The following is a 13444-nucleotide window of genomic DNA, read 5'->3' as shown; positions in this document are numbered from 1 at the left end:
GTTCGCCGTGTTTCACGTGAAACCACGTCGCCCGGCCACCCGTTCCACGTGAAACCAAGGCCGCAGGCGGGCACTGTTTCACGTGAAACAGTGCCCGCCGAGCAGAGGCGAGCCAGAAGAAGCGCGATCAGCACGCCAGTCCAGCGACGCCAGTCCAGTGATGCCAGTCCAGTGATGCCAGTTCAGCGACGCCGTTTCACGTGAAACATGGGAGTGAGACAACACAAGCGGGGGAGGGCGCCCATCGAGCACCCTCAGGCACCGACCGCCTTGCGGATGTCGACCAGGAAATCGTCCACCTGTTCCGGCGTGGTGTCGAAGGCGGTCATCCAGCGGACCACCCCCGCGTCCTCGTCCCAGTGGTGGAAGAGGTAGCGCCCCAGCAACGCGGCGGCCGCGTTCTTCGGCAGGGCGGCGAAGACGGCGTTGCTCTGAGGCGGGTAGGCCAGTGAAACCCCCGGCAGTCCCTCGATCCCGGCAGCCAGGCGGGCGGCCATGGCGTTCGCGTGGGCGGCGTTGCGGCGCCACAGCTCGTCCGTCAGCAGAGCCGAGAGCTGCGCCGAGACGTACCGCATCTTGGAGGCGAGCTGCAGCGACTGCCGCTGCAGGAACGGCACGGCGTGCGCCAGGGACGGGTCCAGGACGACCACCGCCTCGGCCGCCAGCGCGCCGTTCTTGGTGCCGCCGAAGCTGAAGACGTCCACGCCGGCGTCCGTCGTGATGGTCCGAAGGTCGCACTCCAGGTACGCGGCGGCGTTCGCCAGCCGGGCGCCGTCCACGTGCAGACGCATCCCCGAGTCGTGCGCGACGCGGGCGAGCGCGGCGAGCTCGTCGGGGGAGTAGCAGGTGCCGAGCTCGGTCACCTGGGAGACGGAGACGACGCGCGGCTGCGGCTCGTGGGGGAGGCCCAGGACACCCAGACGGCTGGTGATGTGGTGCGGGCGCAGCTTGCCGTCCTCCGTCGGGACGGTGATGAGCTTGACCCCCAGCAGCCGCTCCGCCGCGCCGGTCTCATGCGTGGCGATGTGCGCGGTCTCCGGGCAGATGACGGCGTCGTAGCGGCCCAGCATGAGGGCCAGCCCGACCATGTTGGCCCCGGCGCCGTTGAACACGGCGAACCCCTCCGCCTCGCCGCCGAACACTTCCTTGACCTGACGCTCGAAGTTCTCGGTCCATCGGTCGCCTCCGTACGCGGGGGCGTCGCCGTCGTTGGCGGCCGTCATGGCGTCGAGGACGGCCGGATGCACGCCGGCGTGGTTGTCGCTGGCGAAGCTCTTGGGATAGATGGAATCGATCAGCACATGCCAAGGCTACTGATGTATGCCGAGCCGCCCTCCTCGCGGAAGGCCGCTCGGCGGCGGTCAGCCCTGGGCGCGGCCGGCCGCGTGGCGGAGCAGGATGAGGCAGAGGTCGCCCAAATCCTGACCCGCCGCCTCTGCCGCCATCGGCAGGAGGCTCGTCTCGGTCATGCCGGGCGCGACGTTGACCTCCAGGAAGTGCGGCTGTCCCGAGGCGTCCACGATGAGATCGGTCCGGGAGATGTCGCGCAGTCCCAGCGCGGTGTGAGCCTTCACGGCCGCCTCGGCGCAGGCGGCCGCGGCGTCGGGCGTGAGGCGGGCCGGGGCGAAGAACTCGGTGTGCCCTGCCGTGTAGCGGGCCGCGTAGTCGTAGACCCCGGCGTCCGGAACGATCTCGACCGGCGGCAGCGCCACGGGACCGTGCCCGAGGTCGACCACGGAGACCGCCACCTCCACTCCTTCCACGTACCGCTCGATCAGCGCGGTGTCGCCGTAGGCGAAGCAGCCCACCATCGCGGCGGGCAGCTCCTCGGCGGTGCGCACGAACGAGGCGCCCAGCGCGGAGCCGCCCCGGGCGGGCTTGACGAAGAGAGGGAGGCCGAGCCGCTCCACGATGCGCCCGAGCACGGCCGTGGCGCCCAGGTCGTGGAAGGTCTCCTTCGGCAGCGTGACGGACTGCGGCGTCCGCAGCCCGACAGAGCGGACGACCCCCTTGGCGGTGGGCTTGTCGAAGGCCACCCGGCACGCGTCGGGGTCCGCGCCGACGTACGGCACGCCGAGCAGCTCCAGCACCGAACGGATCGCGCCGTCCTCGCCGGCGCCTCCGTGCAGCGTGACGAAGACGGCGTCCGGCGGATCGGCGAGAATGGAGGGCACGAGCGACGCGTCGGTGTCGCGGGTCTCCACGTCGATGCCCGCCGCGCGTAGCACCTCGCTCACGCGGCGGCCCGAGCGCAGGGACACCTCACGCTCGTACGAGAGGCCCCCGGCCAGCACGAGCACGTGGCCCAGATCGCTCATCACATCTCCTCCGCTGATGGCACGCTGTCCAACCGTACCGGCGGCGGGCAGCCCTGGTGCACGGCGGGCGGCACCGGCCGACCGCGTGGCGTCATCCAGTCGTTCGGTGTGCCGCCCGGTCCGGGCCACGGTGCGGTGCTGACAGGCGGAGGGCTGCGGGGAATGCATGCGGTGCGGTCACTGCCGTGAGATCGCACAGCACACGCCATACAGCGAGCCCGCACCGAGACGGGACCGTACGGGCCGGCGTCCGCGCGGGGACACCGGCCCGTACGGGTACGAGTGCAGGGGAACGAAGAGCAGGCGTGAGGGGGAGCCTCAGGCCAGGTCGGGCCCCGGTGTGTCGACGCCCGCGTGCCCACGCGTGGACCCCGTGCCGAACGTGTCGCGCAGCTGGATCTCCTGCTCGATCACCCCGGAGAGCCGTCGCACGCCCTCCCGGATGCGGTCCGGCTCCGGGTAGCAGTACGACAGGCGCATGTTGCGCGCCCCGCTCCCGTCCGAGAAGAATCCCGTGCCGGGCACGAAGGCCACCCGCTCCGCCACCGCGCGCGGCAGGATGGCCTTGGAGTCGAGCCCCTCGGGCAGCGACGCCCAGACGAAGAACCCGCCTCCCGGCCGCGTCCAGGTGACCTCGGGTGGCATGAGCGCCCCCAGGGCCTCCAGCAGCGCGTCACGGCGCTCCCGGTACAGCTCCCTGAACGACTTGATCTGCTCCCGCCATGGCTGCGTGGCCAGGTACTGGCCGACGGCGAGCTGCGTGAACGACGAGTGCGACAGGACGGCCGACTCCATGGCCAGGATGAGCTTGTCGCGGATGGCGTGCGGGGCGAGCGCCCAGCCGACGCGGAACCCGGGCGCGAGCGTCTTGGAGAACGACCCGAGGTAGACCACCCCGTCGGCGTTGTCCGCGCGCAGGGCGCGCATCGGCTCGCCGTCGAAGCCGAGCAGCCCGTACGGGTTGTCCTCGACGATGAGCACGCCGGCCCGCTGGCAGATGTCGAGCACCTGCTGGCGGCGGGCCACGTTGAGCGTGACGCCGCCGGGGTTGTGGAACGTCGGGATCGTGTAGAGGAACTTGATCGGCGCCCCGGCGGTCTCCAGGGCGTAGATGGTCTGCGCCAGCGACTCGGGCACGATGCCCTGGTCGTCCATGGCGACGTGCACCACCTTGGCCTCGTACGCGGCGAAGGTCCCGAGGGCGCCCACGTAGGACGGGCCCTCGGCCAGCACCACGTCGCCGGGGTCGATGAAGATGCGGGTGATCAGGTCGAGCGCCTGCTGCGAACCCACGGTGACGACGACGTCGTCCGCCCCGGCCTGAATCCCCTCCAGCCGCATGACCTCGCAGATCTGCTCGCGCAGGTGCGGATCGCCCTGGCCGGAGCCGTACTGCAGAGCCACCGGGCCACGCCTGGTGACCAGGTCGGAGACGAGCTCGCCGACCATGTCGAGGGGGAGGGCCGTGACGTACGGCATGCCGCCGGCGAGCGAGACCACCTCTGGTCTCGACGCGACGGCGAAGAGAGCTCGGATCTCGGAGGCGACCATCCCGGTAGCTCGCGCGGCGTACCGGTCGACGTAGGCGTCGATGCGCGATCCATGGATCGCGGGTGTCTGACCGTGATTGAGCTCTTCTGTCACGGTCCACCTCCTCGGTGTCAGATAGACCTGGAACAACAGATTACGCCAGTCGGGCATGTCGCCCGTGACCGGGCTGGACGCCGTGGTACCCGCTGACGGCGTCCCACTGAGCTACGATGCCAGCTGGGGACGCGGTTTTCGCGGGCTTTTCCGGGTCAACGATTGGGGCCGTAGTTGTCGCGCCGGCTGGTCAACATCACCCTGGACAATCTTGACGATCTGCCGCGCCGTTGCAGGCGGTGCGTGTTCTGGGAGCTCGACCCTCTCGGCGGCGAGCGCGCGGTCGACTCGGGAGACCCCGCGCTGGAGAAAGAGGCGTGGATCTCCGCCACCCTGCTGGAGTGGGGCAGCTGCGGGAAGATCGTGTACGTCGACGGGGTGCCCGCCGGGTTCGTCCTGTACAGCCCGCCGCTCTACACCCCGCGCTCCCTCGCCTTCCCCACCTCGCCGGTCAGCGCGGACGCGGTGCTGCTGATGACGGCGCACATCATCCCCGAGTTCTCGGGCGGCGGCCTGGGGCGGATGCTGATCCAGGGCATGGCCAAGGACCTGACCCGGCGGGGCGTCAAGGCCATCGAGGCGTTCGGCGACCTGAAGTGGGAGGAGCCGAGCTGCGTGGTGCCGGCCGACTACCTGCTCTCGGTCGGGTTCAAGACGGTACGGCCGCATCTGCGGTTCCCCCGGCTACGGCTGGAGCTGAAGACGGCCGTGTCGTGGCGCGAGGACGTCGAGGTGGCGCTGGAGCGGCTCCTCGGCTCCATGAGCCCGGAACGGGCCCTTCGCCCCGTCTGAGCCACTTCTGGCCCCGTACAACCGGAAGGCCCCCCGCGTGAGCGGAGGGCCTTCGTCATCGGTACAGCGGGTCGCGGAGCCTCAGATGATGCCGTCGAGCTCGCGCAGCAGCATGGCCTTCGGCTTGGCGCCGATGATCTGCTTGACCACCTCGCCGTTCTTGAAGACGTTCATGGTCGGGATCTGCAGCACGCCGTAGTCGCGCGGCACGTTGGGGTTCTCGTCGATGTTGAGCTTGACGATCTCCAGCTTGTCGCCGTGCTCCTTGGCGATCTCTTCGAGGATGGGCGCGACCTGACGGCACGGGCCGCACCACTCGGCCCAGAAGTCGACCAGAACGGGCTTGTCGCTCTTCAGGACGTCGGCATCGAACGTGGCGTCGGTTACTGCCTTCACGGTGTGCGCTCCTTAACTTTCGTGTGCGGCGAGCCAGCGCTCGGAGTCGAGCGACGCCGAGCAGCCGGTGCCGGCCGCGGTGATGGCCTGACGGTAGGTGTGGTCGACGACGTCGCCGGCGGCGAACACGCCGTCGATGTTCGTCTGGGTGCTGGGGGAGGCGACCTTGACGTAGCCCTCGTCGTCGAGGTCGATCTGGCCCTTGACCAGCTCGGTGCGCGGGTCGTGGCCGATCGCGAGGAAGAGGGCGTCGGTGGCGAGCTCGCTCTCCTCACCGGTCTTCACGTTGCGCAGCTTGACGGCCTCGACCCTGGACTCGCCGAGGACGTCCACGACCTCGCTGTCCCAGACGAAGCGGATCTTGTCGTTGGCGAGCGCCCGCTCCTGCATGATCTTGCTGGCGCGGAGCTGGTCACGGCGGTGGACGACCGTCACCATGCGGCCGAACCGCGTCAGGAACGTGGCCTCCTCCATCGCGGTGTCACCACCGCCGACCACCACGATGTCCTTGTTGCGGAAGAAGAAGCCGTCACAGGTGGCACACCAGGAGACGCCCCGGCCGGACAGCCGCTTCTCGTTCTCCAGGCCCAGCTCGCGGTAGCGCGAACCCATCGCCAGGATGACCGACTTCGCGTAGTAGGTGTCGGTGTAGGTCTTGATGACCTTGGGGTTGGCTTCGAGGTCGACCTCGACCACGTCGTCGGCCATCAGCTCGGCGCCGAACCGCTCGGCCTGCTTGCGCAGGTTGTCCATCAGGTCGGGGCCCATGATGCCGTCGGGGAACCCCGGGAAGTTCTCCACGTCGGTGGTGTTCATCAGGGCGCCACCGGCGGTGACGGAGCCCTCGAAGACCAGCGGGTTGAGCTCGGCGCGCGCGGAGTAGACGGCCGCGGTGTAGCCAGCGGGCCCGGACCCGATGATGATCACGTTACGAACGTCGCTCAACGCTCCCACGCCTTCCTCGTCTGTTTTTGCCAGTGGCGTCAACAGATCCTAGGCCGCGGAGATTCCCACCCCTGCCCGCGACGCCCGGATCAAACGAAAGAGCCCGCCGAAGCGGGCTCTGACGTGTGCTCACGATCGACAGGTCACCAGCGGCCGATCTTCGGCTTGCGCAGGTTCTTGCAGTGGAACGGATCGACGACGTCGACGCGGATGCGCTTGGCCGTCTCGTCCCGCCGGGACACCACGATCACGGCCTCCTGGCCGTTGTACTGACCCTGGTCGACCGCGAAGATCTTCAGCTTGGTACGGCCGGCGACCTGATTGACGCACGTCGCCACCTTGTTGGTGTCGGCCGTGACGCCTGCCACGATCGGAGCGGGGGCCAGGAAGCCCCCCAGGCGCTGCCGCAGCTCGCCGTCGCTGTAGTTGTGGCCGCTGTCGGTCAGCGCGTACGGCCTGGCCTTCGCCACCTCCTTGGTCGGGGCGGGGGCCGGCTGGGCCGCCACCTGCCGGCTGGAGCCCGAACCGCCGCCACTGGCCACGAGCAGGTTGCCGGAGACGACGACGCCGCCCACGACGGCCGCCGCGGCAGCGGCCGCGACCGCCGGCATGGCCCACCGGCGGCGTCGGGCCACCCGCCGCGCCGGGACGATGGTCCCGTCGTCGGCGACCACTCCGAGCCGTACGGTCTCCTCGGCCTCCGCCGCGTGGGCCGGCTCCTCGTAGGAGGGGACCGTGTGGACCGGCTCCGGCGCCAGGCGCGCTGCGGGCCTGAGGCGGACCGGCTCGCTGACCTCGGCGGGCTGCTCCCATGGAGCGTCCCGCATGAGCTTGTCCCAGTCCGGTGCCTCGGCGAGGTCCACGCCCCCGCGCCGCTGCTCGGCCTCGGCGGCGAGCGCCTCGGCGGCGAGCGCCTTGTCGATGCGCAGTGCGACTCCCATCGGCATGGCCGGTGTAGGGGTAGCCGCGAGCACCTCGCGAACCGCTGCCAGGTCTGCCAGGAGCTCCCCACATGGGTCGCATACCGCGAGATGGTCGCGGACCTGGCGGGCCGTGCCGGCGTCCAGGAGGCCCTCTGCCAACTCGGCGAGGATCTCCAGATCGTAGTGCGTATCACCCGTCACGAAGTTCTGCTCCCTTCCCGGATGAGACGCGACCGAGGTCCGAACGGTTCCGCAGATGCGAAAGAATCGGGGCAAGCTTCGCCCGGCCTCGGGCGCATCGGCTCTTGACGGTGCCGCTGGGCACGCCGAGCACCTGAGCTGCGTCTTCGACCGAATAACCCATCATGTCGACGAGCACGAGAGCCGCCCGCTGGTCGGCCGGGAGCCGTTTCAGCGCGGCAGAGACCTCCATCGAGACCTCCCGCTCGACCGTGTGGTCGGGCAGGGGCGTCTCGCGCTCGGCGGCCTCGATGAGCTCGTCGTCCGCGACCGGCCGGATGGACTTGCGGCGCATCCGGTCGAGGCAGGCGTTGACGACGATGCGGTGGAGCCAGGTGGTGACGGCCGCCTCGCCGCGGAACGAGCCCGCCTTGCGATAGGCGGACACGAACGCGTCCTGCACGGCGTCGGCCGCTTCGTCGGGGTCGCCGAGCGTGCGCAGGGCGACCGCCCACATGCGGTCTCGGTGCCTCTTGACGATCTCGCTGAACGCGTGTGGATCCCCGTCGATGTGCGCGGTCAGCAGCGCGGCGTCAGTGATCGCCGGCCGCTCCGCTGATGAGGGTGTCTCGGGTGGGGAGTTCACAAGAGGGATTCCTGGTTTATGCCGATCCGGAGGAGTGGACCATTACCTCATAGATGGTGCCATGAAAGCCGCCCGCATCTGCCGGAAGCCGCGTAAACCAGATCAGAACGTACTGCCCGGTGGTCGCTTGATCGGGCTTCAGCGTGACCTTCCCCGAGGCGCCCTTCTGCTTGGTGACGGTCTTCAGCGCCGAGAGATCGGCCGCGTCGCCCACCTTGAGCTCCACGCTCGCCCCGCTCGCGCCGGACAGCGTGGCCACCACGTCGCTGATCTGCACCGGCTTGCCCATGTCGAGCAGCAGGCCGACGCCCTCCTTGAGGTTGCCCAGCTCGGCGGTGTTGTAGTTGTCGGTCTTCCAGAACGTGCTGGGCTTGCCGTCGATCGCCAGCTCGGCGCCGGTGTTCTCCTCCTTGTCGCCCAGGGGGTCGAACGCGATCGCCCTCTTCGGCTTGACCGCCTGCGGGGCCGCGGTGACGGACGCCGAGGTCGCCGAGGGCGTGCCCTGCGCCTCCGAGCCGCCCTTGCCGCTGCCCAGGCTGCGGCCGATCGTCCACGCGCCGACGCCGACCGCGGCGATGACGAGCAGCACCACGACCGTCATGAGCACGCGGTTGACCATCCCGCCGCGCTGGGAGCTCCCGCGCTGCGGGACGGTCAGGTGCTGGATCGGCGGCTGGGGCCGCGGGGGCCGCACGTCGGTGTCGAGGCCCTCCGACGGCGAGGTGACCGTCACCGAGGGCGGAGCGGCGTTGTAGTCGATGGGGATCGGCATCGGCCGCGCGACGCCCGCCAGCGCCTCGGCCACGGCCGCCGGGCTGTTCAGGGCGCCGTGGCCCTTGCGCGACTCGGGCAGGCACGCCTTGACCGTGACGGTGTCGAGGTAGCTCGGCACTCCGGCGGTGACCTGGCGTGGCGTGCAGACGTGGCCGTCGGTCATGGGGGCGGGCGGCAGGCCGCCCTCCTCCTCGTCGCCCGGCCAGTGGCCGGTCAGACCCGCGTACAGCAGCCGGCCCAGGCCCTCGGCGTCGTCCAGGGCGGGCTGGTCGGTGGTGAGCCCCGACAGGGCCGCGTCGACGGCGACGCCCAGCACCTTGACGGTGTTGCCGGTCGTCCACACCAGGTGGGACGGGCGCAGGCACAGGTGGTACAGGCCGGCCTCGTGGGCGTGCGCGAGGGCCTCGGCAGCCTCGGCCACCAGCCCCGCTGCCCGCTCCGGGTCCATCGGGCCGGCCGCGACCAGGTCGGACAGGGTCTCACCGGTGACCCACTCGCTCACGACGTAGGAGTAGTCCTCCTCCTCGGCCGCGTCGAACACCTGCGTCAGCCGCGGGTCGGTCAGCCGGCTGGCGGCCCGGGCGGCGGTGACGACCTCGTGGACGCGGGGGAAGTCGGCGGAGAAGGTGTGGACGGCGACGGGGCGGGCGAGGATCTCGTCGATGGCCTTCCACAGAGTGGCGCCGTCGGACTCGGTGACCCGGTCCTCGAGACGGAAGCGTTGGGCGAGACGAGTGCCGGGTTCGACCGCCGACGTGCTCACTGACTCACTCCGCTCGGCTGATCGGGCGTGCTCATGACTCGGGTGGCCTGCGTGGTCGTGTCCCACGTAGGCACGCTATGCCGGGTGGATCCGCCCACGCCCCTCCTGCTTCCATTCGCGCGTGTGGGCACCATGGTAGTGCCGCGCCGGTTCCGCCCGTGATTCCTTGCCGGCTTCCTTACCGGCCCAACCGCCCGGCAACCATCCCCACGATCGAGTTGACCTCGGGGATGCGCATACGGTGGGCCACGGCGAGGTACAGCAGCATGCCCACGCCCCCGCCGACCACCAGGATGATCACCGAGGTGAGGAAGCTCAGCCCGCCGAACGCGAGCTGGACCAGCCACACCACGGCCAGCGCCAGCACGGCCGTGGGCAGAGCGGCGAGGTACATCCGGGTCATGGCCATGCCGATCTGCCAGCCGCCCAGCCCGTGCACCCGCCGGGAGGCCAGCCACCAGGCGGCCACCGCCCCGAGAGCGTACGCGACGGCGTAGGCGAAGGCCAGCCCCATCACCGTGTAGGCATACGGGAGCACCTGATACATGATCCACATGAGCAGCGCGTTGACCACGGTCGTGGCCGCACCCACGTACACCGGGGTCCGGGTGTCGCCGAAGCTGTAGAAGACGCGCAGCAGGAGCTGGAAGATCGCGAACGGCACCAGGGCCAGGCCGTACACCTGCAGGACGTTGCCGATGTAGACGGCGTCCTGGAGCGGCACGGACCCGTGCGCGTAGATCGGCACGGTGATGGCCGGGCCGAGCACCATGAGCAGCAGCGACACCGGGACCATGATGGAGCCGATGAGCCGCACGCTGGAGGCGAACTCGCTGCGCACGTCGCCGAACCGGCCCTCGCTCACCGCGCGGCTCATGCGCGGCAGCATCGCCGTGATCACCGAGACCCCGATGATGCCGTACGGGAGCTGGAAGAGCTGGAAGGCGTAGGTGTAGGGGCTGATGCCGTGGCCGGAGACGGAGTCGCCCGCGGAGCTGGCCAGGTTGGTGGTCAGCATGAAGCCGAGCTGGGTGACCACCACGTAGCCGATGGTCCACGCGCCCGCCCGGCCCATCTCGCCGAGCCGGGCGTTGCGCAGGTCGAAGCGGGGCACGAACTCGAACCCGGCCCGCCGCAGCGCCACGATCAGGACGACCGCCTGGGCCACGATGCCCGCGGTGGTGCCGAGGCCCAGCAGGGCGAGCTGCCCGTCGGTGACGCGGCCGATGTCGTCGCCCGCGTCGCCCACCACGACCACGTAGGCGAGCAGCACGCAGATGACCACGACGTTGTTGAGCACGGGCGCCCACATGGGGGCCGCGAAGCGGTCGCGGGTGTTGAGGATGGCGCCCGCCACCGCGCCGACGCCGAAGAAGGCGAGCTGCGGCAGGATGAAGCGGGCCAGCGTCACCGCGACGTCGAACTTACGCCCGCTCCAGCCCGTGGTGTAGAGGTCGATGAGCAGCGGCGCGGCCAGCACGGCGATCACCGCGACGACGGCCAGCGCGACCGCGGACAGGCTCAGCAGGCGCTGCTCGTAGGCGCGACCGCCGTCGGGGTCCTGCTTCTGCGCCCGGACGATCATCGGCACGACGACGCTGCTCAGGACGCCGAGCAGCAGCAGGTCGAGGATGCTGTACGGGATGGAGTAGGCCGCGTTGTAGGCGTCGCCCATGCCGGCGGTGCCGATCGCGATGGCCAGCACCATGGTGCGCACGAAGCCCGTGACCCTCGACACCATGGTCCCCGCGGCCATGACGGCGCTGGCCCGGAGCATGCGGCTCATACGGTCTCACTTTCCCGACTCTTGGCGGCCCGTTCGAGCCGTCGCTGCGATCTGCGCCTGAGGACCCGCGTCACGACCGCGGCGAGCATGACCGTCAGCGCCGCGCCGACGATCACCAGGGCGATGCCGGTGTAGCCGGTGGTGCGGATGATGAGCTTCACCGGCTTGCCGTACGGCTTCCCGTCGGAGGTGAGGAGCTGGACGGTCACGGCGGAGTCGCCGCTGACGCCGGGCGTCGCCTGCATCGCGACGGGGAGGGTGCCGCTCTGGCCGTTGCCGCCGATCACCAGCCGCCGGGGCTCCTGGACGTCGACGACCTTCAGCAGCTTGTGGTTGTTGGAGACGACGCGGACGTCGACCGTCACCTCGACCGGCAGGGAGTTCTTGACGCTGATCGGCACGACGCCGTCGGACCCGGCGAGGGTGCGCGGCCGGTCGGGGTCGGCGCCGGTGATCGTGATCATGTCCATCCGGTCGTCCACGGCGTCGGCGACCAGCTCGGCCGCCGCGCGCCCGGCCCGCGTCTGGTTGCGCCAGGCGGAGGACGTCAGCCGCAGCACGGCCGCGTCGAACGCCGACGGCGGCTTGTCGGTGGTGATGAGCGAGGTGAGGTCGGCCTTGCGGGCGATGTCCTTGATCGGCGTGAGGTACTTGGCGCCGAGCTCTTCCTTGCGGTCCTGATCGGTGTAGGTGAGGCCGGCGCGCGCCGGCTGTGCCGACTGGCCGGTCTGGACCGTCTTGGCCTTGGCCGGCTTGACCGAGTCGAGCGGGGTGAGCGTCAGCCACGGCAGGCTCTTCGCGGTCTTGAGCAGGGCGGAGACCAGCGTGGGGTTGGGGTCCCAGCGGCGGGAGGGCGCGACGACCAGCGAGCGAGGGGTCGTCTGCCCGGGCTCGGCGGAGATCATCGCGGTCTCGGCGATGAAGCGCTGGCGGCTCAGCAGCACCGAGCCGGCGCCGCCGCCGGGCTCGAAGAGCCGGCTGAGCGCGGGGTCGGCGACGAGCGCCGTGACGGGCCCGGCGACGCTGTACAGCGTGGCCGCGGCGTCGGGAGTGACGGCTCCGGGCGCGAAGGCCGCCTGCTGCGTCGTCTCCGTTCCCGGCTGCTGCTGACCCTGCGGCGGCAGGTTGGTGGAGTTGAGCAGGACCTTGCGCACCTGGGCGACGCCGGGCTTGCCGACGGCCAGCAGGTCCAGCGCGTCGGCGTCGAGCAGTCCGGAGGCCGGCCAGTTGATCGAGGTCGACACCTCGGGCCTGAGGAGCTGGGTGGCCTTCTGCCCGCCCAGCTCGATCGCCCGGCCGACCTGCGTGTCGAACCCCTTGTGAGCCAGCGCGGCCACGTCGGGGTCGGCGTACGGGGTGGCCACGACGGGGGAGTCGGCCAGGGCCTCGCGCAGGTCGGTGAGCCACTGCGCGGCGGCGCTGTCGGCGGGCTTCTTGACCGGGCCGTCCTTGGTGCTGACCGTGTATGGCTTGGACATGGCGGTCACGTCGTCGAGCAGGGCGGGGTCGAGGAACCAGGTGACGCTCTCGGGCGCGGCCTTGGCGATGCGGAGGAGGTCGGCGAGCCGGCCCTTGCCGGTCAGCGCCGGGCCCAGCTTGTCGTCGGCGAAGTTCGGGTCGTCGGCGCGGTGCGGCTGGTCGATCAGCGGGAGGGCGACGGCCAGCTTGTTGCGCACCGGCTTGGGCTGCGGGGGCGCGTACGTGATGAACGTGCGCTGGACGGCGAGCTGCCGCCAGCCGAGCTGCTGGACCTCGATCGCGATCGGGTAGACGCCGAAGCGGGGCGTGCCCGGAGCGGCGAGCTGCGCCGGGGTCAGCGTGATCTCCCACGGGGTCGAGGCGCCCGCCGCCAGCGACGCGATCGTCATGGCGGACCTCCCGGAGACGTTGCCCGGGGTCTGCGGGTCGCTCAGGTCGGCCTGGTAGGCCTCGACGGCCGCCCGGTCGGCGAGCGGCTGCGGCGAGTAGCGCAGCCGTACGAGCAGGCCGGTCAGGGCGGTGCCGGTGTCGTTGCGCAGGGTGCCGGAAATCTTGATCTCGTCGGCGGCGCCCTTGGCCCAGTCGGGTGTGATGGAGGACACGATGAGGGCCAGCCCCTGGCGGGCGGCCTGGGCGGATGCCTGGGCGGGCGCCGAGGCGGTCGTCGTCCTCGCGGCAGCAGCGCCCGGCGTCACCACGCCCAGGGGCGCGAGCAACGCGGCGGAGACGACGGCGAGCAGCGTGGCCTTACGGATCACGCGTCCGCCCGGGCTGGAGTACGGCGCACGCCCGCAATGG

At 70.8% G+C, this 13444-nt stretch carries 11 protein-coding genes; 1 reads left to right on the top strand and 10 read right to left on the bottom strand.

All coding sequences use genetic code 11. The features are described 5' to 3' along the window. Positions 1-254: 254 nt before the first annotated feature. The 3 genes from ACIBG4_RS10960 to ACIBG4_RS10950 form a co-directional block, all read right to left on the bottom strand. Entirely contained in the window at positions 255-1301 is a 1047-nt protein-coding gene (locus ACIBG4_RS10960) for a threonine aldolase family protein (protein ID WP_397201636.1), read from the bottom strand. Between the two features lie 60 nt (positions 1302-1361). After that, the gene (locus tag ACIBG4_RS10955) at positions 1362-2318 is read right to left on the bottom strand and encodes a D-alanine--D-alanine ligase (RefSeq protein ID WP_355441283.1); all 957 of its coding nucleotides are present in this window, start codon (positions 2316-2318) and stop codon (positions 1362-1364) included. A gap of 318 nt (positions 2319-2636) precedes the next feature. Next, complete coding sequence (locus tag ACIBG4_RS10950; protein ID WP_310708158.1) at positions 2637-3869, bottom strand: PLP-dependent aminotransferase family protein; 1233 nt, start codon at positions 3867-3869, stop codon at positions 2637-2639. A 267-nt stretch (positions 3870-4136) separates the two neighbouring features. Between ACIBG4_RS10950 and ACIBG4_RS10945 the strand changes: the two genes are divergently transcribed. Then, positions 4137-4754, top strand: coding sequence for a GNAT family N-acetyltransferase (locus ACIBG4_RS10945; protein ID WP_310707773.1), 618 nt, complete (start codon positions 4137-4139; stop codon positions 4752-4754). Between the two features lie 81 nt (positions 4755-4835). On the opposite strand, the gene trxA is transcribed toward ACIBG4_RS10945, so the two are convergent. From trxA to ACIBG4_RS10910, 7 genes are all read right to left on the bottom strand, one after another. Beyond that, positions 4836-5150, bottom strand: coding sequence for a thioredoxin (gene trxA / locus ACIBG4_RS10940; protein ID WP_397201635.1), 315 nt, complete (start codon positions 5148-5150; stop codon positions 4836-4838). A 12-nt stretch (positions 5151-5162) separates the two neighbouring features. Beyond that, positions 5163-6095, bottom strand: a complete 933-nt coding sequence (gene trxB / locus ACIBG4_RS10935; RefSeq protein WP_397201634.1) for a thioredoxin-disulfide reductase — start codon at positions 6093-6095, stop codon at positions 5163-5165. 143 nt (positions 6096-6238) lie between these two features. Then, positions 6239-7219 (bottom strand): anti-sigma factor family protein, encoded by a 981-nt coding sequence (locus ACIBG4_RS10930; RefSeq protein ID WP_397201633.1) that lies wholly within the window; start codon positions 7217-7219, stop codon positions 6239-6241. Beyond that, entirely contained in the window at positions 7209-7844 is a 636-nt protein-coding gene (gene sigM / locus ACIBG4_RS10925; RefSeq protein WP_355441290.1) for an RNA polymerase sigma factor SigM, read from the bottom strand. The genes ACIBG4_RS10930 and sigM overlap by 11 nt, the downstream gene beginning before the upstream one ends. A 16-nt stretch (positions 7845-7860) precedes the next feature. Further along, positions 7861-9381: a protein kinase family protein gene (locus tag ACIBG4_RS10920; protein WP_397201632.1), complete on the bottom strand. Its 1521-nt coding sequence runs from the start codon at positions 9379-9381 to the stop codon at positions 7861-7863. Positions 9382-9559: 178 nt separating this feature from the next. Next, complete coding sequence (murJ, locus tag ACIBG4_RS10915) at positions 9560-11167, bottom strand: murein biosynthesis integral membrane protein MurJ (protein ID WP_310707779.1); 1608 nt, start codon at positions 11165-11167, stop codon at positions 9560-9562. After that, a complete protein-coding gene (locus tag ACIBG4_RS10910; RefSeq protein WP_397201631.1) occupies positions 11164-13404 on the bottom strand; it encodes a DUF6049 family protein in 2241 nt (746 codons plus the stop codon). Before ACIBG4_RS10910 ends, murJ begins: the two co-directional genes overlap by 4 nt. Positions 13405-13444: the final 40 nt, after the last annotated feature.

This window comes from Nonomuraea sp. NPDC050383 (assembly GCF_044459125.1).
Classification (GTDB): Bacteria; Actinomycetota; Actinomycetes; order Streptosporangiales; family Streptosporangiaceae; genus Nonomuraea.
Note: the sequence above shows the minus strand (reverse complement) of the source record. Positions and strands in the feature narration are given on the sequence as shown.